Annotated in this window: 21 protein-coding genes and 1 tRNA gene; 5 read left to right on the top strand and 17 right to left on the bottom strand. The window is 58.6% G+C overall.

Going from position 1 to position 18836, the window contains the following annotated elements:
- Window positions 1-53: 53 nt before the first annotated feature.
- The 4 genes from UL81_RS04275 to UL81_RS04260 form a co-directional block, all read right to left on the bottom strand.
- Entirely contained in the window at window positions 54-605 is a 552-nt protein-coding gene (locus UL81_RS04275; RefSeq protein WP_046453299.1) for a GNAT family N-acetyltransferase, read from the bottom strand.
- 62 nt (window positions 606-667) lie between these two features.
- Window positions 668-2029, bottom strand: a complete 1362-nt coding sequence (locus UL81_RS04270; RefSeq protein WP_046453298.1) for a PhoH family protein — start codon at window positions 2027-2029, stop codon at window positions 668-670.
- Window positions 2030-2250: 221 nt separating this feature from the next.
- Window positions 2251-2871: an LGFP repeat-containing protein gene (locus UL81_RS04265; protein WP_046453297.1), complete on the bottom strand. Its 621-nt coding sequence runs from the start codon at window positions 2869-2871 to the stop codon at window positions 2251-2253.
- Window positions 2872-2997: 126 nt separating this feature from the next.
- On the bottom strand, window positions 2998-3681 hold the full coding sequence (locus tag UL81_RS04260; protein WP_035105775.1) for a LysR family transcriptional regulator substrate-binding protein: 684 nt from the start codon (window positions 3679-3681) through the stop codon (window positions 2998-3000).
- Window positions 3682-3752: 71 nt separating this feature from the next.
- Here UL81_RS04260 and UL81_RS04255 point away from each other — a divergent pair, with 71 nt between their 5' ends.
- Window positions 3753-4091, top strand: a complete 339-nt coding sequence (locus UL81_RS04255; RefSeq protein WP_046453660.1) for a DUF5997 family protein — start codon at window positions 3753-3755, stop codon at window positions 4089-4091.
- On the opposite strand, the gene UL81_RS04250 is transcribed toward UL81_RS04255, so the two are convergent.
- From UL81_RS04250 to glyA, 3 genes are read right to left on the bottom strand one after another with little or no spacing between them, the layout of a single operon-like run.
- A complete protein-coding gene (locus UL81_RS04250; RefSeq protein WP_052097741.1) occupies window positions 4088-4714 on the bottom strand; it encodes an aminotransferase class IV in 627 nt (208 codons plus the stop codon). The two genes, UL81_RS04255 and UL81_RS04250, sit on opposite strands and share 4 nt — an antisense overlap.
- A complete protein-coding gene (locus UL81_RS04245; protein WP_158407905.1) occupies window positions 4704-6539 on the bottom strand; it encodes a chorismate-binding protein in 1836 nt (611 codons plus the stop codon). The genes UL81_RS04250 and UL81_RS04245 overlap by 11 nt, the downstream gene beginning before the upstream one ends.
- 12 nt (window positions 6540-6551) lie before the next feature.
- The gene (glyA, locus tag UL81_RS04240) at window positions 6552-7850 is read right to left on the bottom strand and encodes a serine hydroxymethyltransferase (RefSeq protein ID WP_035105779.1); all 1299 of its coding nucleotides are present in this window, start codon (window positions 7848-7850) and stop codon (window positions 6552-6554) included.
- Window positions 7851-7967: 117 nt separating this feature from the next.
- On the opposite strand from glyA, the gene coaA reads away from it, so the two are divergent.
- Complete coding sequence (gene coaA / locus UL81_RS04235) at window positions 7968-8894, top strand: type I pantothenate kinase (protein ID WP_035105780.1); 927 nt, start codon at window positions 7968-7970, stop codon at window positions 8892-8894.
- Here the strand turns inward: coaA and UL81_RS04230 are convergent.
- The 4 genes from UL81_RS04230 to mca are packed head-to-tail and all read right to left on the bottom strand — an operon-like array spanning window position 8891 to window position 11394.
- Window positions 8891-9394 (bottom strand): flavodoxin domain-containing protein, encoded by a 504-nt coding sequence (locus UL81_RS04230; protein WP_035105782.1) that lies wholly within the window; start codon window positions 9392-9394, stop codon window positions 8891-8893. The genes coaA and UL81_RS04230 overlap by 4 nt on opposite strands.
- A 10-nt stretch (window positions 9395-9404) precedes the next feature.
- Window positions 9405-10175: an isoprenyl transferase gene (locus tag UL81_RS04225; RefSeq protein WP_046453294.1), complete on the bottom strand. Its 771-nt coding sequence runs from the start codon at window positions 10173-10175 to the stop codon at window positions 9405-9407.
- A 33-nt stretch (window positions 10176-10208) separates the two neighbouring features.
- Entirely contained in the window at window positions 10209-10499 is a 291-nt protein-coding gene (locus tag UL81_RS04220) for a hypothetical protein (RefSeq protein WP_035105784.1), read from the bottom strand.
- Window positions 10500-10503: 4 nt separating this feature from the next.
- Complete coding sequence (gene mca, locus UL81_RS04215) at window positions 10504-11394, bottom strand: mycothiol conjugate amidase Mca (RefSeq protein ID WP_046453293.1); 891 nt, start codon at window positions 11392-11394, stop codon at window positions 10504-10506.
- 92 nt (window positions 11395-11486) lie between these two features.
- Here mca and UL81_RS04210 point away from each other — a divergent pair, with 92 nt between their 5' ends.
- The 3 genes from UL81_RS04210 to UL81_RS04200 all read left to right on the top strand — a co-directional run bounded on the left by UL81_RS04210 (window position 11487) and on the right by UL81_RS04200 (window position 12880).
- Window positions 11487-11945, top strand: coding sequence for a DUF4307 domain-containing protein (locus UL81_RS04210; RefSeq protein WP_046453292.1), 459 nt, complete (start codon window positions 11487-11489; stop codon window positions 11943-11945).
- Between the two features lie 84 nt (window positions 11946-12029).
- Entirely contained in the window at window positions 12030-12548 is a 519-nt protein-coding gene (gene greA / locus UL81_RS04205; RefSeq protein ID WP_035105785.1) for a transcription elongation factor GreA, read from the top strand.
- A gap of 41 nt (window positions 12549-12589) precedes the next feature.
- Entirely contained in the window at window positions 12590-12880 is a 291-nt protein-coding gene (locus UL81_RS04200; RefSeq protein ID WP_035105788.1) for a hypothetical protein, read from the top strand.
- Window positions 12881-12949: 69 nt separating this feature from the next.
- Here UL81_RS04200 and UL81_RS11790 read toward each other — a convergent pair whose 3' ends face one another.
- The 6 genes from UL81_RS11790 to UL81_RS04170 form a co-directional block, all read right to left on the bottom strand.
- A complete protein-coding gene (locus UL81_RS11790) occupies window positions 12950-14053 on the bottom strand; it encodes a hypothetical protein (RefSeq protein WP_158407904.1) in 1104 nt (367 codons plus the stop codon).
- 656 nt (window positions 14054-14709) lie between these two features.
- Complete coding sequence (locus UL81_RS04190; RefSeq protein ID WP_046453290.1) at window positions 14710-15435, bottom strand: hypothetical protein; 726 nt, start codon at window positions 15433-15435, stop codon at window positions 14710-14712.
- 524 nt (window positions 15436-15959) lie between these two features.
- Window positions 15960-16772: a Bax inhibitor-1/YccA family protein gene (locus UL81_RS04185; RefSeq protein WP_035105791.1), complete on the bottom strand. Its 813-nt coding sequence runs from the start codon at window positions 16770-16772 to the stop codon at window positions 15960-15962.
- 380 nt (window positions 16773-17152) lie between these two features.
- Window positions 17153-17229, bottom strand: a tRNA-Leu gene (locus tag UL81_RS04180).
- Between the two features lie 55 nt (window positions 17230-17284).
- Entirely contained in the window at window positions 17285-18244 is a 960-nt protein-coding gene (locus UL81_RS04175) for a Ppx/GppA phosphatase family protein (protein WP_035105793.1), read from the bottom strand.
- An 11-nt stretch (window positions 18245-18255) separates the two neighbouring features.
- Window positions 18256-18804 carry a DUF501 domain-containing protein gene (locus UL81_RS04170; RefSeq protein ID WP_035105795.1) on the bottom strand — a complete coding sequence of 183 codons (549 nt, stop codon included), beginning with the start codon at window positions 18802-18804 and terminating at the stop codon, window positions 18256-18258.
- Window positions 18805-18836 lie beyond the last annotated feature (32 nt).

Genomic DNA, 18836 nt, shown 5'->3' with positions numbered 1-18836 from the left:
TAGAGGGCCTCTCCCCTTGTGGGGAGAAGGCCCTTTGTGCTGTGTAAGTTGTACTATTCCTTGGTGCGACGCTCCGGCTTTGGCAGCAGCTTTTCGTAGACGTCTGTATCGCGCCACTCGCCAGCCATTTCGCCGTAGGTCATCTTTGCCAAGTGGGAGTAGGTGCCCACCTTTTCGAAACCGCGGGAGATGTGCAGCTTGGCCGAACCTTCGTTCTCCGGGAAAATCCAGGCGTGGATAGCCCACTTATGCAGGTCCTGGCACACCTCAATGAGCTTATCCATCAGCGCGCCCGCAATGCCGCGGCCCTGTGCATCCGGGTCGATGTAGATGGAATCTTCCACCACACCGTGGAACACTGAGCGCGAGGAAATCGGCGCTGCAGATACCCAACCCAGCACCTTGTTGTCGTCGTCTTCTTCGACGGCAACAAATACCGAGGACATGATCTTCGAGTTAGTGAACTGCTCCAGTGTCAGCGCACGAGTCTCATAGGTCGCGTGACCGGTGTTGAGACCAACCTCGTAGATCTTACGCAGTTGAGGGTAATCCGCGTTCCGGAATGGGCGGATTACAAAACCCTTCTTCGAGTTCTTCTCTGTCATGGCAACTATTATCCCGTCCGCGCACCGATATGGCCACAAGAACATCCAGGTTCTTAGGATCTTTAAATGTTGTCGCTTTCCAGAATGTCTGTGACCAGCTCCGCAATGGCAGAACGCTCAGAGCGCTGCAAGGTGACATGAGCAAATAAATCATGCCCCTTAAGCTTTTCGATGACCGCCTGCACACCATCATGGCGCCCCACACGCAGGTTGTCGCGCTGGGCAACGTCGTGAGTCAGCACCACCCGCGAGCCGCGGCCCAGGCGCGATAGGACAGTAAGCAGCACGTTGCGCTCCAGCGACTGCGCTTCATCGACAATGACAAAGGAGTCATGCAGCGAGCGACCACGAATATGGGTAAGTGGCAGGACTTCGATGAGCTCGCGGTCTAAGACTTCTTCCATGACGTTGTCCGAGACCAGGCCCTCTAACGTGTCGAAGACGGCTTGTGCCCAGGGGTTCATCTTCTCTGCCTCAGTACCAGGCAGATACCCCAGGGACTGGCCACCAACGGCATACATCGGGCGGAAGACCACGATGCGACGGTGCTCGCCGCGTTCCAGGACTGCCTCCAGACCCGAGCACAACGCCAAAGCTGACTTACCAGTACCGGCACGGCCGCCCAACGAAACGATGCCAATGTTGTTATCGGCAAGCAGGTCCAAAGCGATGCGCTGTTCAGCGGAGCGGCCCTGGAGGCCGAAGGCGTTGACATCGCCAGGCACGAGCGCCACAGCGCCATCGGAAGTAATGCGCCCCAGCGCCGACTGGGTGCCTGCCTGCAGCGTGACACCGCAGTTGACGGGCAGTTCGCTTACGGGTTCATCGTTGGTGGTGTAGGCATCGTCGATAAGCACGTCGCCTTCTGCATAAAGCTTATCGATGACCTCAGGCAGCACATGGACCGTCGCCATACCGCTGTACCCAGTCGACACAACATCCTGGGCGTGGTACTCATCTGCGGCCAGGCCAACCGCGCCGGCCTTCACGCGCAGCGGCACGTCCTTGGTCACCAGAACAGTGTCCTTGCCCTCGTGGGCCAGGTTGAGCGCACAGGCCAAAATGCGATGATCGCCGGACTCGCCGCGGAAAGACGCAGGCAGCAGCGACTGGTCCTGATGATTGAGCTCCACCCGCAACGTACCGCCTGCCTGATTGACCGGCACTGCATGGTCCAAGCCATCGAAGTTAGAGCGCAGCTCCTCTAAAAGACGAAGAGCCTGGCGGGCGAACCAGCCAAGCTCTGGGTGATGACGTTTTCCTTCCAACTCCGAGATAACAACGAGTGGAAGGATGACCTCGTGTTCTGCGAATTTGCGCAGTGCCCACGGGTCGGACAGCAATACGGAGGTATCTACGACGTAAGTTTTCGTCTTCGTCGAAGATTCGGTGGGCATATCGTGCAGGGTAGCCGAGCTGGTCATAGTGGCAATGTCTCCCTTGGAGATTCGAACAACTAGTGGGCTATTCAATTACTGCTGGCCCGAGCCGGTCGTGCCAGCTACCACTCAACGTATGCGTCCAAGGTAGAAATTACATGGGTGGAAGATGAACTTTCGGAAAACCTTAAACCCCGGTGTCACTCCAGCAACATGGGAGCAACACCGGGGTGCGCGTCAAGACGCGCAGACTAAAGCGTTAACTATTAGGCAATCTCAGCGGAGAACTCACCGGAGTCATCCTGCAGCCAGGAGATGGTGCCGTCGGTGAAGTCCTGGGTCCAGCCGGTGCCCTCGGTAGCGTCTTGCTCAGCGGCGGTCGGCAGGCCAACCTCAGCGTCCAGGCCGCCTTCGTTCTGCCAGGTCTCAGCAATCTTGCCGACGACCGGCTGTGCACCGTGATCCTCGGAGTAAACCAGCAGGTCGCCGTTTACGAAGGTAGCAACAGAGCCGTTGTCGCCCTCTTCGATGTTCTGGACCTCGCCCCACTCGCCGGTCTTATCCTCAATAGCGGAAGCGAACTCTGCCGGAACCTCAGCCTCGCCATCGGCGGTAGCAACGGTGGCCATCTCGGCACCGTCGGCATCTGCGTCGGCATCAGCGTCTTCGTCGTTGACCTGATCGTCGGCAGCGCCCGCACCGTCCACGGACTCGCCGTCGTCTACAGCGTCGCCATCATCGACGGCGCCGGCTGCGGCATCGGTAGCAGAAGCAGCAACATCGCCTGCGGAATCAGCGGCATCTTCTGCCTCGCTGCAGGCAACCAGTGCCAGGGACAGAGATGCTGCGGCAAAGCCACCAACAATGCGACGGGACATCTTCTTCATAGGTTCTAACTCCTCTAATTGGTTGTGCGTTGGGCGCTTAATCCTTAAAGCGCAATAAGATCTACGCTAGCCACGCAGTTGAGAACCCTGCCACCACCTGGCCCTGCCGTAGAGTAGTTTCAGCGCTTAACGACGCCGTTTACCCCGGTGAGAGCCTTTCTTACTTTTCGGTAACGACTTGTTTTTACGTGATGTAGCTCTCTTCTCAGGTTTCTTTTTGGTCTTCTTCTTTGGGGTTTGCTGGCGGGAAGAATTCGCGGTGCGCCCCTTGGCGATACCGACAAAATCCTGAATCGCATCGCAATCATCATCCTTGCGCCACAGCAACACAATCTCGGTCAGTGGCACCGTCGGGTCGTTGAGCCCCAGCGGCACGACCTGCTTTTTGCTCAAGACCTTCAGCAGTGGACGCGGGGCAATGACGATGCCGACGTTGGCACCGACGACCTGCAGGCTGGTGCGGATGTCGGGGATGTTGACCATGGCGCCATCGCCAAGCCGGTAGTTCACGTGTTCATCTGCCAAGTCGGAGGCCTCGACGTCCTCGCCGACCTCCGCGAAGATGGAATCTTTCGGCACGGCCACGCCGGGGGCTTCTTCGTAGAGGCGCACCCGATGGAAGTTGTCGTCGGCGCGGGGGTCGCCGCCATCGACAGGCACGCGCGCCAATGCCAGGTCAGCGTTGCCCTCCAGCAGGGTGGCGAAAGCATCGTCAGCATCGATGGTTTCTAGCCCGTGCGCGGTGTTCTCCCGGTAGCGGCGGAACCATTTGCCGGGCTCTGTGCCGGTGGCGAAGGCAAGTCTAAGCATGCAGCTAATCCTACTGAAGGTGCTAGGGTGGCAACGTGACTGATCAGAATTTGCAACCCTCCGGCACCGCAATGCGCGCGCAGACCGCCGCTAAGAAGCTCGGCATCTACCTGCCTGCTGCGCCTGCAGAGTTCCAAGAATCCGCCGTGACCCACGCGCAGCTGCGCGACCTGCAGGACAACCCACCTGAGTGGCTCGCGAAGCTGCGCCGCGAAGGCCCCCACCCGCGTCCCGTTGTCGCGCAAAAGCTAGGCATTTCGGTAACCGCACTCAAAAAGAACGACCTGGATAAGCCGCTCACCACTGCGGAAATCAAGGAACTACTCGCCGACCAGCCAGAATGGCTGCGCAAGGCCCGCACCGCTCTTGCTGAGCAGCGCGGCACCACCGAACCAGAATCTGAGGACTAAATCCTCTCAGCCTGGGCCCACAGCGCGGCGTTGAGTCCCGCTGCATCAATGCTTAACGATGCCGCCTTAATCCCCCGCCCCTGCACCGCCCAGGCGTGAACCGGCGTCCATCCGTGCAGCGCACTCGCCGCCAACGCAGGCAGCGTGAACGCTTCCTCAAGGGTGATATTCCTCCGACGCGGCGTCGGCATGAGTCCGGCCTCCACCGTGCCCTGCACGGTCGTCGAGGCCAATACCTCTGATTCCGGTGCCTGCACCGGACCAGACTCGTCGAAAAAGACCAGCGCTGCATTAGCGGCTTCGCGGACATAGCCATCGGCATGCAAGACCGCGTCATCAGCGCCTTCGTCTCGTGCTTGCGAGCGTAAGCGCGCAAGCACCGCCGTATCAGGCCCTTTACGCAGAGGATGCCGGCGTGGATCCGGGTCTTCTGGAATCCACAACACCGTCGAAGTACGCAGTGGCGGCGCGGGACGCAGCTCCACCGAGTCTGCAGTGAGTTTGGGGAACCACTGCCCTGCCTTGGGAATGTCAGACAGATCCGGAATTCCGCCGAGACGTTTCCGGTGGAGGTCAGGCCGAATCGCGCGTCCGTCGCGGACGAGGAAAGAACTAAAGTCCATAGCCGAGATACTCCGTCAACGGCCTGGTCTTTACCAAGGTTTCCTCCCACTCGGCAACCGGGTCAGAAATGGCAAGCACGGCACCGCCCATACCGTAGGTAGCCTGCTCAGGCGTATTGACGATGCTGCGGATGACCATCGACAGATCTGCCGTGCCTACGGGTGAGATGAATCCGAAAGCGCCCGAATACACGCCACGCCAGGTGTCTTCGAGGTCGGCGATGATCTCACACGTTCGCACCTTTGGCGCACCGGTCATCGACCCACCCGGGAAGGCCGCGCGAATGGCGTCGGCCGGTCCCCGGCCGACGGATAGATGTCCAGAAATTTCACACATCAGCTGGTGGACAGTGGCATAGGATTCGACGCCAAAAGACCCGGCGCGCACGCTATCGCAGACACGCGATAAGTCATTGCGCACCATGTCGACGACCATGAGGAGTTCGGCGCGTTCTTTTGGTCCTTCGAGTTCGGTGCGCAGCTGGGCGTCCTCGACTCGGTTCGCACCGCGCGGGCGGGTTCCCTTGATGGGGCGGGAATGAACCACGCCGTTGCTGTCCACCCGCAGGAAAAGCTCTGGGGTTGTCGAGAGTAACTGTTGTACAGCAAAGCCCAGGTATCCCGCACGCGGGCTGGGGTTCGCCGCCCGCAGTTCGATGAAGGTCTCCAGCGGGGTCGGCACTGGGGCCATCTCGATGCGGTTGGTCAGACACACCTCATAGGACTCACCTGCACGCATCTTTGCCTGGGCCTTGTCAATCAGATCGAGGTAGTCCTCTCGGTCGTGCACCAGGTTCAGTTCGGGCTGCCACTTCCCTGCTGGCTTCGGCGCACGCTTCACGATGTCCCACTCCTCATCACCCGCGAAACTCAGCAAGTGGGTCTGATTGCGGGCGTGGTCAATGACTACCGCGCGGGTGGCGTAGATGAGTTCGGCATCAGGGCCAGGGGCGCGGTGACGCGCGGGACCGGCGATGTCGGCCATCTCGTAGCCGAGGTAGCCGACCCAGCCTAAAGCGAAGTCGCAACCGGGAATCGGCGGGCCGACGCGATCCGGCAAGCGCGGTTGGGCCAGTTCAGTGTAGAAGTCTTCCTTCTCTGTTGCGTCCTGGCAGATAAGGTGCCGCGAGCCGGGTGCGGAGTCGTCGCCAAGGATGCTGAAGGCGCCGTTATCCAACCAGAAGACCTGGCCATCAAAGCCGGAGGCGACCTCCGCTGGATCGAGGGCGCCGTCGAGGGTGCGCAGGCTGTAATACTTCTGCGCATAGTGGCGGCGGGCTAGCTGGATGAAGTTGGAGATGAGCTCAACGCCGCTGGAACTCAACAGCGATTCCGGGTGGAATTGCACGCCCCAGCGCGGCAGGCTGCGATGGGCGATGGCCATCGGCAGGTTCGCGACAGTGGCGGTGACCTGGTAGTCCTCCGGGATGTCGGTTGCGATCAGAGAGTGATAGCGCACGACATCTAAGGGGTTATCCAGTCCGGCGAAGAGATCGGTTCCGCGGTGGGTGATCACCGCCTTTTCGCCGTGGACGGGCCGAGGGGCCGCAGCGACGGTGCCACCAACATCGACGACCATGGCTTGCATGCCTAGGCAGACGCCGAGGATGGGGCCATCGTAAAGCTGCAGCGCGGCAGCCGAAAGGCCCAGGTCCTCCGGATTATGCGGGGTACCTGGGCCCGGCGAGATGATGACGGCATCATAATCCGCCCAGTCGCTCACCGAAGCATTGTTGGGAAGTACGTCTGGGCGGGAACCGAGCACTCGCTGGACGTAGTCCACGAGGTTAAAAGTAAACGAGTCGTGGTTATCTACGACAAGCAAGCGCACCGTTTATTAGACCAGCTTCCAGTCTTCCAGGCCCTCGTAGAGCGGGAACTGCTTAGCGATCTTCTCCACGCGAGCACGCAGAGCAGAGACGTCTGCGTCCTTGCCCTGTGCCAGGGCGGTACCGATGATGTCGGCAACCTCGGTGAAAGCCTCGGTGTCCAGGCCGCGGGTAGCCAGGGCCGGGGTACCGATGCGTAGGCCGGAGGTAACCATCGGCGGGCGTGGGTCGTTCGGCACGGCGTTGCGGTTGACGGTGATACCAACCTCGTGGAGGAGGTCCTCAGCCTGCTGACCATCCAGGTCGGAGTTGCGCAGGTCAACCAGGACCAGGTGAACGTCGGTGCCGCCGGTGAGCACGTCAACGCCAGCGGCCTTGGTGTCGTCCTGCATGAGACGCTCAGCCAGAATCTTTGCACCTTCCAGGGTGCGCTCCTGACGCTCCTTGAACTCAGGGGTGGCAGCCAGCTTCATAGCGATAGCCTTGGCAGCAATGACGTGCATCAGCGGGCCACCCTGCTGGCCTGGGAAGACATTGGAGTTGAGCTTCTTAGCCAAATCCTGCTTCGCCAGGATCATGCCAGAACGCGGACCACCCAGGGTCTTGTGGACGGTGGTGGAAACCACGTCAGCGTGCGGGACCGGGGACGGGTGCAGACCAGCAGCAACCAGACCTGCGAAGTGAGCCATATCGACCCACAGGTATGCGCCGACCTCATCGGCGATCTCGCGGAACTTCGCGAAGTCCAAGGTGCGCGGGTACGCGGACCAGCCGGCGATGATGACCTTCGGCTTTTCTGCGATGGCCTGCTCGCGCAGCTTGTCCATGTCGACGCGCAGGGTTTCTGGGTCGACTTCGTAGGCGGCGACATCGTAAAGCTTGCCGGAGAAGTTCAGCTTCATGCCATGGGTGAGGTGGCCACCGTGAGCAAGGGAGAGGCCGAGAATCTTGTCGCCCGGCTCAGCGAGTGCAGCCAGCACAGCGGCGTTGGCCTGCGCACCAGAGTGCGGCTGGACGTTGACGTACTCTGCGCCGAAGAGCTCCTTGGCGCGGTCACGGGCGAGATTTTCGACGACATCGACGTTTTCGCAGCCACCGTAGTAACGGCGGCCCGGGTAGCCCTCGGCGTACTTGTTGGTCAGGACAGAACCCTGTGCCTGCAGTACGGCGCGCGGAACAAAGTTCTCAGAAGCAATCATCTCCAGAGTGTCGCGCTGGCGGGAAATCTCGCCGCCGATGGCCTCAAATACATCCGGATCGAGCTCACGGAGCTCCTTGTTCAAAACTTCATTATTCGCAGCAGTCATGAAGCGAGATTTCCCTTCTCGATTGGAAATTGGTAGCGCTACCAATAATAACGGAGCCATTTTCCTTGTGGGGGCCATTACCCAACTTCCATGCAGCAAGGTGCGACAATAGTAGGCATGGCGCGTACTCCTGATTCCAGCCCCTACCTTGACTTCTCTCGTGATACCTGGCGTGAGCTGCGTAAATCCATGCCGCAGGTGCTTACTGAGTCCGAAGTTGAGCAGCTTTCAGGTCTTGGCGATCGCATCGATTTGAACGAAGTGGCGGAGGTCTACCTCCCCCTTTCGCGTCTTATTCACCTCCAAGTGGAGGCACGCCAGAAGCTGACGACGGCCACAGAACAGTTCTTGGGCAACCCGCCTGCGCGCGTTCCTTTCGTCATTGGCGTGGCCGGCTCGGTGGCGGTGGGCAAGTCGACGACGGCGCGTTTGCTGCAGGTACTGCTCCAGCGCTGGGATTCGCACCCGAAGGTGGACCTGGTTACTACCGATGGCTTCCTCTACCCCACCCGGGTCCTTAAAGAGCGCGGCCTGATGGAACGCAAGGGCTTTCCGGAATCCTATGACCGCCGCAAGCTCATGCGCTTTGTCACGGACGTAAAATCCGGCAAGGAACAGGTCAAAGCCCCGGTGTATTCGCACATCACCTACGACATTCTTCCCGATGAGCACCAGATGGTAAACCGCCCGGACATCCTCATCTTGGAAGGTCTCAACGTACTGCAGACTGGCCCGACGCTGATGATTTCGGATCTGTTTGATTTCTCCGTCTACGTCGATGCGCGCGTCGATGACATCGAAAGCTGGTACATCGACCGCTTCCTGCAACTGCGCCACACCGCCTTCCGCGAACCCGGCGCCCACTTCGCGCACTACGCCGACATGGAAGACCAGCAAGCCTTTGAGCAAGCACGTGAAATCTGGCAGTCGATTAACTTGCCTAACCTGGTCGAAAACATCTTGCCGACCCGTGTGCGCGCCTCGCTGGTGCTGCGCAAGGGCTCACACCACTTGGTCGAGCGCGTGCGCATGCGCAAGCTTTAAGAACGCGCCCACTTCACCAGCGGCTTGAGTTCATCGATGTCCACTCGATCGATGTCTTTGTCATAGCCTTTGACCATGGCTTTTTCATTCGCGCTCTTGAGCGGCTTGAGTCGCAGGGCGGTGACGATGGTGCGCATGACCGTGCGATGCGACTGGCTTAACTGCGAATAATTCAGCCTGCCAGGCAGGTAAAAGCGCGGAATATTCTCGCCGACGATGCGGGCAAGCTGGTCCTTTTGTCGCGCCTCATCCAGCAGGGTCATGCCCACCGCTGCTACTGCGACGGGGGTCTTGCCCCAGCGATGCTTTGCGACGAATTCCGCACCCCGAATCTGCGGCCCATGCACCGGGGATAACACGATCACTGGTTCGCCGGCTGCGATGAGTTCTTCGCCGTTGGCTTCTGCGAGGGGGACTACGGTGGCATCGATAAGCACTGCCAAAGCGTCCGCATACTGCCGGGTCGACCCATAAAAGGAGTCATAAACAATGGTGGCCATGGCTTAAAGCCTACTTGCCAAAGCGGCGGGAGCGCTGGGAATAGTCACGCAGCGCGCGCAGGAAATCAATCTTGCGGAAGGCTGGCCAGTAGGTATCGGTGAACCAGATTTCCGAATACGCTGCCTGCCACAGCAAGAAGCCGGAGAGACGCTGCTCGCCGGAGGTGCGAATCACCAAATCCGGATCGGGCAGGCCCTTGGTGTAGAGGTGCTCAGTAATGGCCTGGGCATTGACGTGTTCTGCCATTTCATCGGCAGTGGTGCCCTGGGCTGCTTCGGCGCGGATGAGTTCTTGGACTGCATCCACGATTTCCTGGCGGCCGCCATAGCCGACTGCGACATTGACGATAACGCCGTTGTTCTCCGCAGTCTTTTCGGTGGCGCGCTGCATCTTGTCCCGGATCTTTTCCGGCAACAGATTCAAATGCCCCACCAGACGCACCTGGCAGCCTAAATCCCCCTGGGACAGATGCGTGACGACATCGGAGATGATGTCGAAGAGCAGCTGAACTTCCTGCTGGTCCCGCTTAAGGTTTTCCGTGGACAGCAAGTAGATGGTGACGACCTCAATGTCAGTGTCTGCGCACCAGGAGATCATCTCCCCGATTTTCTTGGCACCCTGACGATGCCCGTGGCTGATATCGGTGAAACCAGCCTCCCGCGCCCAGCGTCGATTGCCGTCTGCCATGATGGCGACGTGCTTGGGCTGGGGCTTACCCTTCAATGAGCGCAGCAAACGCGCCTCATAGGCCGGGTATAGCAACTGCGGAAGGAAACTCACGGCTACTAGTTTATCTCTACTAAACTAATTGCTCTAGAAGACAGAGCGCTTGCGGCGATCGTAGATGCCGGCTTCCTTCATCGCCTTATCGATGGCCTCGTCATCGAAGGGATCGATGCCGTGGTCTTCAGCGAACATGGTGCGACGACGGAAGCGCGAGTAACGACGGTGGAAATTCCAGCCCGCCATCAACACTGCGACCAGCATCAACACCAGGATCAGCAGACCAATGGGCGAAGCCTTACCGAACTCCGGGCCCATCGGGCCATCGGTTGCAGCCTGGGCCAAGAAATAGACATCGGCTAGCGAATCAAATGAGCTCATAGTCCTAAGATTGCTCTACTTTCTCGATTCCTGCAAATAGATCTGTTTCTGGCAGCGCCGTGGACACGCGTGTACGGGCCAACTCGAACTCTTCAGTCGGCCAATACTTCTGCTGATCTTCTACGGAGGTGGCCAGGAATGCACCGGCCGGATCGATCTGAGTAGCGTGCGCACGCAGGGCTTTTTCGCGATTGGAGAAGTAGTCCGCGCACTCCACCTGGGTGGTCACACGCTCCATGATGTCGCCGAAAGTGGTATCCCAGCGCGCCATCATCGGCGCATACGGGCTGGTCTTGCCTTCCTTTTCCAACAGGTCGTGGAAGATCTTCATGCGCTGGTAGACAAAGCCGTGGCTGTAGTACAGCTTCAGCGGCTCCCAGGCCTCGCCGAGCTCCGGGTGGTAGTTCGGGTCGCCTGCCTTTTCCCACGCAATCATCGACGCGCGGTGCACCATCAGGTGGTCCGGGTGCGGGTAGCCACCATTTTCGTCATAAGTAACGATGACGTGCGGACGCAGCTCACGAATGACCTTGACGTATTCCTGGGCGACTTCATCGTCAGGCATCAGCGCGAAGCAGCCTTCCGGCAGCAGCTCATGCATCGGCAGGTTGTCTGGATTATCCGGCAAACCGGAATCCACGTGGCCGAGCCACAGGTGATGCACACCGAGTGCCGCGGCAGCCTCTGCCATTTCCTCACGACGCACGTTGACCATATTTTCTTTGACACCAGGACGATCCATCGCGGGGTTCAAAATATCGCCGCGCTCGCCGCCGGTACAGGTGAGGACAGAAACCACGTTTCCTTCCGCTGCATACTTCGCGGTCGTGGCCGCACCCTTAGAGGACTCATCGTCCGGGTGCGCATGGATTGCTAACAGTCGCAAACCGCTCACTGTCTCATCCGCCTCCCTTTCTAGATTTCTCGAACAGCCACCCATCATATGCGATCGTGGGTTTAGCACCGCAGTCGGCTAAGCTTACGAGCATGTCTGCTTCACCTCGCTCGGGAGCACGTTATGGCTCCTCTGCCCCTGCGAAATCCTCGACTGTGGCCAGCCGTGCCCTGGTGATCATCCTCATTGCGGTCGTGGCAGCGGCTGTCATCTACGCCTTCCAGTTCTTCCGGGACCGCAACGAAGTCAACGCGCAGATCACCTATGTCACCCATGAAGTGCGTGACGATGAAACCCTGCGCATCTGGACCGACGTCACCCGCAACCGCCCAGATGAGGCCGCCTACTGCATCGTCCAGGCCTACGACTACGCCAAGGCTGAGGTCGGCCGCCGTGAGTTTGCAGTGCCTGCCGATGGCCGCGACACCTTCCGCGTCGCCGTCGACGTTCCCACCAACCACCGTGCCGTCGCTGGCGGTGTCTACGGTTGCTCGGGCGAAATCCCCCCTTATCTGGATGTAGATAACCCTGACTATGCAGAATCCAATTAGTCCGTTGTGCTAGTATTGGGTCGCTTAGAAGGGGTGCCATATTCCACCCGAATAAATCTTAACGCCCACACGGAAGGTTGCAGAATGGCTGAGCAGAAGCAATACATCACGCCGGAAACCAAGGCAAAGCTCGAAGCCGAGTTGCAGGCTCTGATCGACCACCGCCCGGTCGTTGCTGCCGAAATTAACGAGCGCCGCGAAGAGGGCGACCTCAAGGAGAACGCCGGCTACGACGCCGCACGTGAGATGCAGGACCAGGAAGAGGCCCGCATCAAGCAGATTTCTGAGGTTCTCGCCAACGCCACCACCGAGCGCAGCACCGTCCAGGAAGGCGTTGCTCACATCGGTTCGGTCGTGCACGTCTACTACAACGGCGATTCTGAGGACAAGGAAACCTTCCTTATCGGTACCCGCGCTGCTGCCTCCGATAACAAGGATCTGGAGACCTACTCTGAGCAGTCCCCGCTGGGCGCTGCCATCCTGGGTGCCCAGGAAGGTGAGACCCGTGAGTACACCGCTCCAAATGGCAAGACCATTTCGGTGACGATCGAGTCCGCCGCGCCGTATGATTCAGCTAAGGCAGCTACTCCGCGCCAGTCTTAAACCCCGCAGTTCTATATCCACTTTCTGGAGAAAGAAATCTCATGAAGAAGTTCCCTCGCTTTGCCACCGCTAGCCTCGTATTCGCCGCCGGCCTGACCCTGGCCGCCTGCCACCCGCCGAACGAGCAGGACTCCAACGCTGAGAAGGTCGACAACGCGTCCACCTTCACCGGCACCGCTCCGGCTGTTGCCGAGAACGCCGAGAGCCAGGACACCGGCGCCGCCACCAACGAAGCTGGCGAGCCGCAGATCCTCGAGGTAACCCCGACCGAGGCAATCGACCCTGAGGTCCGCGCCACTGACGGCATCGCTGACGCTCCTGGTCAGCAGTAACTTCTCATGACAGCATGAAGGCCCGGGTTCATCCCCGGGCCTTTGCCGATCGTGGATTAAGTCCACTTCCTAGTCAGGTTTTTGGTCACGCACCCAATCACCAATAACACCTGGCACCACCGCCGGTGCCTCGCCTAACAAGTCCCGGCGATTCGGGTCGCGCTCGACCTTCGTGGTCACCATCTTGACCAAGGTCTCCTTCTTGTCATTACCGCGCGGGCCCGCCATCATCGGCACCATACCGCGCATCGCACCCCCACCACGGGCTGCCTGTCCACCAGACTGACCAGCCGCACCAGCCGCACCTGACGATGCCCCCGCACCCGGGCCTCCAATAGCCCTCGGCGATGCCGCACCATTACCTGCGCCAGCACCTGCACCGCCATAACCAGCACCAGCTCCACCCGGATTCAACCGTGCCGCTACCCCACCAGGTGCCGCACCAAAAGAACCTCCACGGATTCCCGCTGCCAAGCGGTTACTTCCCGAACCACCAACAGCCGCACCAACCGGAGCAAAGCCACCCATGCCCGTCTGACCACCTGGCACCGCACCACCACTCACCGCAGCGGCACCCGCCGGACCCGCACCAACACCAGAAGCACCAGCGCCCATCGGAGTAGCCGTACCGAAACCAGTACCCGCACTCGCCATCGACGGTGTCGCCGCCTGCTGCGTTGCCAAACTTCCTGCATCCATGGGCAGCACATCTCCAAAGCCCATCTCACGCAGCGCCCGAGTACCTTCCCGATGCGCAGTTTCTCGCAACTGCTGCACCGCCTCCGGGTCCACACCAGCTACCGCCTGAATCTGACCATCAGCCACCTCAAACGAACCTGGCCCCACAGTGCCATTAGCCATAGCCTCAGTAATTGCCTTCGGCCACACCACCGACTCAGTCGAACACCGCGTACCATCACCAGCGACATCACCCAGACCAGCATCGATACTGCCACCACCAGTAGCAGCCTTCGGCTCCATCAACGGATGCTGGTCCGGCACCGCCGCCAACGCCAACGCCTGCAACTTCGCCTGCAACGTCTGCAACGCCGCCTGCTCAGCCAGCTTCTTCGCAGCAGGATCAGGAATAGCATTAACCTTGAACTGATACATCATTCCATCGAGTGTGGCATCAATCAGACTCTCTTGAAATACAGTTGCCTTTAAAGCCATCTTGTCTGCGTTAGCCATAAACTGTCGGCCCGAGCCAGCAACTTCCTGAATCTTACTGATAGCCCTCGAAATAGCTTCCGCTTCATTTTGATGGGATAGAGCGTCCGCAATCTCGTCAAGACTTTGCACGATGTTCCCAACGTGCTCCCCAAGCTTATTCCACTCTTCACGAGTACTCTTTAGACTTGCATGCTTTGTAAATGACAAATTGTTTACGAGAGCAGGCAAACTCGGCCCAACGCTTACACTCGGGGGCACAAAGGAAAAGTGGCTGTAGCCTGGCTGTGGTTGATTAACAATAGGCATATTTTCATGCCCTACTGCTCCACCGGCATCCGCAATATCTAGTGCATGACTATTTGAAGACTCCTGGTTAAAAAATGCCTTGAATTCAGAGCGAAGCGTGTCACCGAGCCATTCAACTTGCTGACCAAATTCTCGAAGCGAATTTTTTGCGGAACCAACATCAGAGGTGAGTGTGCGCTCAAAAATTCCTCCGACCGCATCGATTCCAGAAACACTTGAAAAGCTTTGGTCAATTGGCGAAGTCACCCCTTCAGCCACTACCCCGCTAATAAAGGCTGTGCTCAACAACCTCAGAGAGGACGTAGCCATGGATTCAGTACTAATCTTCATTCTTCCCCCGTAAGACAATTCTAAACAAGATCTTGCATATATTTATCGGCCATCAAACAGACAGCCGCACCTTCAATTTTCTCGCTAAAGCTACCAATCGAAAGCATTAAAGTTCCTCGCGAAGTCTCTGTATGCATCGCGCAATGAAATCCCTTTTCAGGGTCAATTTGATGAAACATGGAGTGCGGAGTGACCGCGTCGTCCAAAATGATACGGTCTCCGATAGCCTGCGCAGCTACAGTTTCGAGGTCTACTGCCAGACCGGACAATCCCATCACAAAAGGCCCATCAGTCATACTGAAAGTACAGTTCTTTACACTTTCAAGGTCCAGGCCTTCTTCAACTCTCTCGAGATTAAGTTCATCGAACACCTCTTGCGGGATTTCTGTGCAAGGGTCGAAGAGTTCAAAGTCTGGAGCAGTTGGGTCGAAGGGGCCGAGCGGTGGAAGGACGCCGTAGCCCTCGTCGCTTGCGGTGGCGAGGCCCCCCGAAGCCCCGCCACCGGCGTCGTTTTGCTCATTGGAATTGTCGTCTTCGAGTCCCCCGGGATGACCGTCTACGACTCCCCCGTCGGGATTCGCTGCCTCACCCTGGCTACCGGTGGCACTAGTACCATCAGAGGCCCCCTCGCCGTCGCGTTGTTCCAGCGACGCCTCCTCCGACGCGTTCCGCACACCGGCTTCCGCACTACAGCCCACTACTGCGAACGTAGCCGTCAGCAGCGCTGCGAATCCCAGCCGTTGCATAGCATCCCCTCGATAGAAACAATCCAATGAGCAAGGACCTCCGGACTCCAGTTACGCTCTCGCGCTCTGGCGGGGACCCCGAGGCGGTTGCCCGTCCCGACGTCGTGTTCCGAACGTCCTGGGCACAATCATGCATGACCCAGCACACTTTGTCGCGACGAGACGAATTGACCCTCGGAAGGCAACCGTCGCTCAACAAACACCAAAGGGTGAATTGGATTACGAGAATTAGGTAAAAATTTCCTGCTCATTGGCTGGACGGGGAATGTGTGTGCGAGTAGACCTTTAATTGGTGTACATGTCCACAATCGCCGAATTATTACCCCCATTGCCACCCCTGAATTACAAGAATGTAAGAATTCACCAAAGTGAGCAGCGAAAACGTCTGGTTACACTGTTTATACGTCGGCCATACGAGCGTTGTTTTGTGGACACGAAAAGTTTAGAAAGTGTTTACCGTCACAGAGTGCTGGCGCATAAAAAAGTCCCTGCCGAATCGGCAGGGACTTTGGAGCTATTAGGCCTTAGCGGTCTTGGAAGTAAGACAGCAGACGCAGGATCTCGGTGTAGAGCCAGACCAGGGTAACAGCCAGACCCAGGGCGATACCCCAGGAGTACTTAGCCGGAGCGCCAGCGCGGATCATGCGGTCAGCCTCGTCAAAGTCTGTCATGAAGGACAGAGCAGCCAGAACGATGCAGACCAGGGAGAACACGATGGCGATGGTGCCGCCATCGCGAAGCGGGCTAGAACCGGTGAAGATAGCCAGCAGCAGGTTACCCAGAGCCATGACAGCCACACCAGCGATAAGGCCAAACATGATCTTGTTGAACTTCGGGGTGACCTTAACGGCGCCGGTCTTGTAGACGAGCAGCATACCGATGAAGACACCGACAGTGCCAATGATTGCCTGGCCAATGATTGCCATGCCATTGCCACCGGCAATGCTCATGCCAGCGAAGAGGAAGGAGAAGCCACCGACGAACAGGCCCTCAAAGGCAGCGTAGGTCAGCGTTACAGGGGCGGAACCAAACTTACGGCCGAAAGTGGAGACTAATACGGTGATAAGGCCACCGATGGCACCGACCAAGGTGAGGCCCATAGCAAGGCCTGTGTTAACGAATGCGCCGATACCGAAGTTGATTACGGCACCAGCAATAATCACGGCCAGGACGATGCCGGTCTTGGTGACCACATCGTCAACGGTCATTGGTCGCTCATTCTGTGGGGTCTGCTGCTGACCAAAAGGGTTGTTGTAGTCAGCGGAGGCGTAACCACCCTGACCACCCTGCTGCTGTTCGCTAGTCAGGGATGTCATTACGGGATTACTCGAACGCACGTAGATCCCAATCCTTTCGCTTGTAGGGGAGAATTATCTCTTCTTTCTACACAACGGTACACATCTCCAACTAGTTCCCCATCTGCGAAGAAATTTGTCTAGATTGCCAAAATTCCTTCTAAACGTTGCCAAGAATTGCGAATTTATGTCTTTGTAATGCACACAGATGCAAGCCCCAACCATCCAGAGCGTTGGGAGATTTCGACCTGCTAGCAATGCCACTCAAAGGCATCACACTCACGGTCGTCAAGAATCGAACAAAACTACCAATCAGGGCTGCCTAGAACACCCAAAGCCGCCTAATAAATAGCAAATAAATGGCCGATTTAAAGGTACAGTTGGGAAAATAATTATATCTTCCACCTTCTGACCTGGAGTTATGGTGCCCCCAGTGGGACTCGAACCCACACTGAATCGATTTTAAGTCGACTGCCTCTGCCGATTGGGCTATGGGGGCCAGCGCGTTCTCCTATTTTAGGTCACGCGCGTCGTGGTTGGCACAACGGGTCGGTTTAGCGCATTTCTGCAGCTAGACCGGCGATGATGCCGTCGAGGATGTCCTTTTCACTGATGATGAAGGAATCGGCTTTGCTGTTGCGCTCAACAAGGTTCATGATGCCCTCGACTGCAATGGAACCACCACCAATGACATCGGCGCGCCCCGGGTGGATGACCGGGTTGAGGGCGCGGACATCGGCAGGCGATTTTGCCAGCTCACGGATGAGTACGCGCAGAGCGTCGAAGCGCAGTTGGGTTCCGTGGATGGCGTCGGCATCGTAACGCTCCAACCCCTGGGCCAGGGCGGAGAGCGTGGTGAAGGTGCCAGCGCAGCCGACGAAGGTCTTGGCCTTGGAGACCGGGACGATCTTTTCGACTTCCTCCATGCGGTCCGCGACATAGTCTTGGGCGATTTCGATTTCTGTCTCGGTGGGTGGGTCGGTACGAAGGATGCGTTCGGTCAGGCGCACGCAGCCCATCTGCGCGGAGTAGGCGCCGAGGATGTCGCCATCGGAGGTGCCGACAATGAACTCAGTCGAGCCGCCGCCCAAGTCGATGACGCAGTAGGGGGACTTTTCTTCCGTCAGGTCGCTGACAGCACCCTTGAAAGAGAGGTTGGCTTCCTCTTCACCGGAGATGACCTCAGCGCGGGCACCAGGCTGGATTTGGCCGAGGAGCTCGGCAGTCATGTTGAAGAACTGCTGTTGGTTCTTCGCATCACGGGTGGCAGAGGTAGCGACCATGCGCACGCGCGTAACACCCTCAAAGCGCATTTGGCCGACGTAATCTTCCAAGGCGGCGTGGGTGCGTGCCAGGGCGGCTTCGGAGATTTCGCCGGTGGCGTCGACGCCTTCGCCGAGGCGGACGATCTCCATGGTGCGGGAGATGTCTTTGATCTTGCCCTTTTCGGAGATGTCGCTAATGAGCAAACGGATGGAATTGGTGCCGCAATCGACGGCAGCAACACGAGTCATAGTCCTCTCCCCTATTCTGCGTTGGAGAAATCGAAGTCAGCGAGGTCGATGCCCAGGTCCTCGACGGTGGGCCAGTCCTGCGGGATGGCGGTGCCGCGCAGGCGGCCGTGGTCGGCAGCCATGGCGACGGCTTCGGTGCCGAGGCGGAAGTGGTCCGGGCCTTCGGCCAGCGCGTAGGCAATCAGCACATGCAGGCACTTGACACGCTCCGGCATGCCGCCACCGGAGAAGGTGGTGCCAAGATCCTCAATGGCGTTGCGCTTGTTTAGGTAGTACTCGTGGGCGCGCTGGTAATCAGCGGCGAGTTCCTCGTCTTCGCCAAGGCGCTTTTCCATCCACTTCATCACGTGGGCGACCTCCAGGCGGCTAGCCTCAGCAGTCAGGCGCGGGTCGGTGAGGTAATACAGGGTGGGAAAAGGCGTGCCGTCTTCCAGCTTCGGTGCGGTCTTAATTACGGCGGGCTGCTCATCCGGGGTGCGGTAGGCAATCTCTAACACGCCACGGGGCTTACGGCCGAGCTGCTTAGCGACGGTCTCGAGGTCTTGAGTACTCACGGTCATGGTTGGCATTATTCCATGTCCCGCGCACTTAT

Source organism: Corynebacterium camporealensis (assembly GCF_000980815.1).
GTDB lineage: Bacteria > Actinomycetota > Actinomycetes > Mycobacteriales > Mycobacteriaceae > Corynebacterium > Corynebacterium camporealense.
Note: the sequence above shows the minus strand (reverse complement) of the source record. Positions and strands in the feature narration are given on the sequence as shown.

Bases quoted from the DNA above. Each gene is read 5' to 3' on its own strand.
- UL81_RS04220 (WP_035105784.1), bottom strand. From the start codon at position 10,499: ATGAGCTCATTTGATTCGCTAGCCGATGTCTATTTCTTGGCCCAGGCT.
- UL81_RS04250 (WP_052097741.1), bottom strand. From the start codon at position 4,714: ATGGACTTTAGTTCTTTCCTCGTCCGCGACGGACGCGCGATTCGGCCT.
- UL81_RS04175 (WP_035105793.1), bottom strand. From the start codon at position 18,244: ATGACTCGTGTTGCTGCCGTCGATTGCGGCACCAATTCCATCCGTTTG.
- UL81_RS04260 (WP_035105775.1), bottom strand. From the start codon at position 3,681: ATGCTTAGACTTGCCTTCGCCACCGGCACAGAGCCCGGCAAATGGTTC.
- UL81_RS04230 (WP_035105782.1), bottom strand. From the start codon at position 9,394: ATGGCCACCATTGTTTATGACTCCTTTTATGGGTCGACCCGGCAGTAT.
- glyA (WP_035105779.1), bottom strand. From the start codon at position 7,850: ATGACTGCTGCGAATAATGAAGTTTTGAACAAGGAGCTCCGTGAGCTC.
- UL81_RS04255 (WP_046453660.1), top strand. From the start codon at position 3,753: ATGCGCGCGCAGACCGCCGCTAAGAAGCTCGGCATCTACCTGCCTGCT.
- UL81_RS04190 (WP_046453290.1), bottom strand. From the start codon at position 15,435: ATGCAACGGCTGGGATTCGCAGCGCTGCTGACGGCTACGTTCGCAGTA.
- UL81_RS04210 (WP_046453292.1), top strand. From the start codon at position 11,487: ATGTCTGCTTCACCTCGCTCGGGAGCACGTTATGGCTCCTCTGCCCCT.
- UL81_RS04200 (WP_035105788.1), top strand. From the start codon at position 12,590: ATGAAGAAGTTCCCTCGCTTTGCCACCGCTAGCCTCGTATTCGCCGCC.
- UL81_RS11790 (WP_158407904.1), bottom strand. From the start codon at position 14,053: ATGGCTTTAAAGGCAACTGTATTTCAAGAGAGTCTGATTGATGCCACA.
- UL81_RS04170 (WP_035105795.1), bottom strand. From the start codon at position 18,804: ATGACCGTGAGTACTCAAGACCTCGAGACCGTCGCTAAGCAGCTCGGC.
- greA (WP_035105785.1), top strand. From the start codon at position 12,030: ATGGCTGAGCAGAAGCAATACATCACGCCGGAAACCAAGGCAAAGCTC.
- UL81_RS04270 (WP_046453298.1), bottom strand. From the start codon at position 2,029: ATGACCAGCTCGGCTACCCTGCACGATATGCCCACCGAATCTTCGACG.
- UL81_RS04265 (WP_046453297.1), bottom strand. From the start codon at position 2,871: ATGAAGAAGATGTCCCGTCGCATTGTTGGTGGCTTTGCCGCAGCATCT.
- UL81_RS04275 (WP_046453299.1), bottom strand. From the start codon at position 605: ATGACAGAGAAGAACTCGAAGAAGGGTTTTGTAATCCGCCCATTCCGG.
- coaA (WP_035105780.1), top strand. From the start codon at position 7,968: ATGGCGCGTACTCCTGATTCCAGCCCCTACCTTGACTTCTCTCGTGAT.